3 protein-coding genes are annotated in these 3,715 nt (G+C 60.8%); all 3 read left to right on the top strand.

Annotated features, from left to right (window positions below):
• Positions 1 to 1,353, top strand: a 1,353-nt coding sequence (locus tag U9R81_RS13215) for an ATP-dependent DNA helicase (RefSeq protein ID WP_322495910.1), incomplete at its 5' end; no start/stop codon positions are given.
• Between the two features lie 264 nt (positions 1,354 to 1,617).
• On the top strand, positions 1,618 to 1,929 hold the full coding sequence (locus U9R81_RS13210; RefSeq protein ID WP_322495909.1) for a nucleotidyltransferase family protein: 312 nt from the start codon (positions 1,618 to 1,620) through the stop codon (positions 1,927 to 1,929).
• A gap of 614 nt (positions 1,930 to 2,543) precedes the next feature.
• On the top strand, positions 2,544 to 3,715 hold a 1,172-nt coding region (locus U9R81_RS13205), incomplete at its 3' end, for an ABC transporter permease (RefSeq protein WP_322495908.1).

The raw sequence follows: 3,715 nt of genomic DNA, 5'->3' as shown, positions 1-3,715 counted from the left end.
CCCGCCGAGCAGCCGATCTACCTGCCGCCGCTGGCCTTCGCCGAAATCGGCGTCGCCAACGCGATCCGGCGCTGGCTCGCCCAACGCTCGGCGCTGGCCGACCGCTACGCCCCCAGCCGCTGGGAACTGGTCTTTGCCCATCTGGCCGAACGGCGCGGCATTAATCTAAGCCCGCAGCAGCGCGCAGCGGTGCGCACCGCCTTGACCAGTCCGGTGATGCTGCTTACCGGCGGGCCGGGCACCGGCAAAACCACCAGCTTGCGCGCGCTGGTACTCTTGCTGCGCGCCCGCGGCTACCGTCCTTTGCTTGCTGCGCCGACCGGACGCGCTGCCCGCCGGTTGAGCGACGCCACCGGGATTGAGGCCCGCACCATCCACCGCCTGCTCGAATACAGTCCTGACGGCACGTTTCGCCGCAATGCCGACAACCCGCTCGATTGCGATCTGCTGGTGATCGATGAAGCCAGCATGCTCAACGTGGTGCTGGCCAACCAACTGCTCAAAGCGACGCCTCCTACCGCGCACGTGATCATCGTCGGCGACGCCGACCAACTGCCGAGCGTCGGGCCGGGCCGTGTGCTCGGCGATTTGATCGACAGCGGGATCGTGCCACGCATCCATCTCGACGCCATCTTTCGCCAAGCCGCCGGCAGCGGCATCGCCGCCAACGCGCGCCGCATCAACGACGGCCTGCTGCCGGACTGGGGCGGGCACGATGACTTCTACTTCTTTGCCGCCGAAACTCCCGAACGCTGCGCCGAACTCGTTGTCGAACTGGTGGTCGAACGCATTCCGCGCCGGTTCGGGTACGACCCGCGCCGCGACATCCAAGTGCTCAGCCCAACCCACAAAGGCAACGCCGGCGTGGCCGCCCTCAACGCCGCCTTGCAAGCCGCCCTCAATCCGCCCCGGCCCGGCGTGGCCGAATACCGCAGCGGCGCGACCGTCTTCCGGGTTGGTGATCGGGTCATCCAGCAGCGCAACGACTACGACCGCGATGTCTACAACGGCGACACCGGCGAGATCATCGCCATCGACGCCGCAGCGCCGACCGTGGCGGTGCGGTTTGAAGATGGGCGCGCGATTCGTTACAGTGGCCTCGACCTTGACGATCTCGCGCTCGCTTATGCGCTCAGCGTGCATAAAAGCCAAGGCAGCGAATACCCGGTGGTGGTGCTGCCGCTCTTGCACCAACACCAACCGCTGCTGCAGCGCAACCTGCTCTACACCGCCGTCACCCGCGCCCGCCAGCTTGTGGTCATCGTTGGCGACCGGCGCGCCGTCGCTGCCGCCGTTGCCGCCGCCGAGGTCGAGCGGCGCTACACCGGCCTCAGCGTGCGGCTCCGAGAGTAGTAGCGCAAAGGGGCAAAGATGCGGTAGAGCCGGACGACTGTCCGGCTCCACAGAGGTACGCAGAGGGTTTTTGGGGCGGGAACTAAGCATACTTGTGCCAAATCTTCAAAAATCTTAGCGTCCTTTGCGGACTTCGCGTCTTTGCGTTTGGATCTTGGCGAACTTGGCGGGCTTCGCGTCTTTTTCCAACGCTTGGTTATTACGCCAAGCGAGCGTGCTATAATGCGAATCACCCAACCTGATATTTGGTGCGCAAAACAGGGTATGCCGGTTCAGACGAAAGAGCAAATCCTCGACCTCTTACGGAGACACCAGCGCGAGTTGCAGCATTTGGGTGTGCGGCGTTGCGGTCTGTTTGGCTCATTCGCGCGGAATGAAGCGCAGGCAGGGAGTGATGTCGATATGTTGGTCGAATTCAATCCAGATCAGAAAACGCTTGATCATTTCATGCAGCTTGCATTGTTCCTTGAAGATCTATTTGGCCGTAAGGTCGATTTGGTTACGGTGGAAGCATTAAGCCCATATATTGGCCCGCATATGCTCCGTGAGGTTGAATATGTCTCGATCGGTGCGTGAGTATCTTCAGCATATCTCTTATATTCATGACATCGTAAATAACACATTCTAGAGCTAGATACGTTTATCAAGCAGATGATTGCCCAAGAATATTTCTAGGCAATGAAGTGCGGGTAGAACGTGTTCGGCGGATAAGATAGGTACGCTCGCTGCCTCACCAGATCAGCGCCCAACATCGCTCTCGATATCTTTGTACTATTCTTCGCAGTACTAAAATCCTATTGAATGTTTAGCAGTCTTTTTGATAGCATGCCAACCAATGCGGCCTATTCATCCCTATAACTCAGGGAGCGACCATGTCGCTTTATTTTTGTTTCTTTTGTTGATTGACTGGTCAATCAACATGTGCTACACTCCTAGCAGATCGGTGTAGCCGGGCGCCGCTTGGGCAGGTCGGGGAAAGGTAGCGTGGAGCGCGCAAAGGTAGAGCCTATCCAGCCACTACGATCGGTATGTGCTATCCATCCAAACCTTCGCGCCCTTTGCGTCCTCTGCGCCTTTGCGTTAAAACCTTTGCGCCTTGGCGGAGCCGGAGCCGTCCGGCTCTACGATGCCTTTGCGTTAAAACCTTTGCGCTCTTTGCGTCCTCGGCGTCTTTGCGTGGAAATATTGCTATGCTTACTCCACGTTGGCGAAAAGTTATCCGCGATTTACGCGCCTTCCCCACCCGCACCGCGCTGGTGACGCTCTCGATTGCGGTCGGCGTCTTCGCCTTCGGAGTTATCCTCACCGCGCGTGCCGTGATCGGGCGCGAATTGCAGTGCAGCTTTCTCGCTATCGAGCCGGCCAGCGCAACGGTCACCACCACCGCCTTTACCGATGATCTCGCCGAGGCGGTCGAACGCTTGCCGGAAGTGGCGGTCGCCGAAGGCCGCCGCGTGGTGCCGGCCCGCATCCGCATCGGCCCCGATCGGTGGGAAGATGCGCTGATTACCGTCCTGCCCGACGATGGCATCCGCCGGATCGGGATTGTCCGCCCCCAAGCGGGGGCATGGCCGCCGCCCGAACGAGCGATTCTCGTGGAACGGGCGTCGCTCACGCGGGCCGGTCTGGCAATCGGCGAGACGGTCGTGGTTGAGTTGCCGGGGATCGGTGAGCGCGCAATGCCGGTGGCCGGTACGATCCACGATCTGAGTACGCCGCTGGCTGTACTTACTGCGCAGACCTTTATCTATATGACCGCAGACACGCTGCGCTGGTTGGGCGGCCCTGCCGGTTATAACCAGTTGCACCTGATTGTCAACGGTGACCGGCGCGATGTGACCCAGATTCGGGCGATGGCGCAGGCGGTTGAGCAGTTGCTTGAACGCAGCGGCCATCCGGTCCTCCAAACCTACGTGCCGCCGCCGTTGCAGCATCCGGCTGAAGCCCTCTTGCCGGTGATTACCGTCTTGATGTTGATTGTCGGGATGTTGGCGCTGGTCGCCAGTAGTTTTCTCAGTATCAACACAATCAGCGCCATCCTCAACCAACAGACTCGCCAGCTCGGCGTGATGGCGGCTATCGGCGCCGGGCCGCGAGCGCTGGCGGCGATGTATATGGCAACGGCGGTGTGGTTTGGAGTGTTGGCGCTGATGCTGGCAGTGCCGGCAGGCTTGCTAGCGACACAGGGCCTTGCCGGTTTTTTGGCCGGGCAGTTGAATATCGATCTGCCATGGCCGGTTTGGAGTGGTGAGATTTTGTTGTTGCAGATCGTGGCCGGGATCGCGGTGCCGGTGTTGACCGCGTTGTGGCCGATTCGCAGCGCCTTGCGCCGGCCCGTGCGCGAGTTGCTCAGCGGCGAGAC

The organism is Chloroflexus sp., from assembly GCF_034435895.1.
Lineage (GTDB): Bacteria > Chloroflexota > Chloroflexia > Chloroflexales > Chloroflexaceae > Chloroflexus.
This window is presented reverse-complemented; position numbering and strand designations above follow the sequence as displayed.

Excerpts from the sequence above, each read along its gene's own strand:
- U9R81_RS13210 (WP_322495909.1), top strand. The coding sequence starts at position 1,618 with ATGCCGGTTCAGACGAAAGAGCAAATCCTCGACCTCTTACGGAGACAC.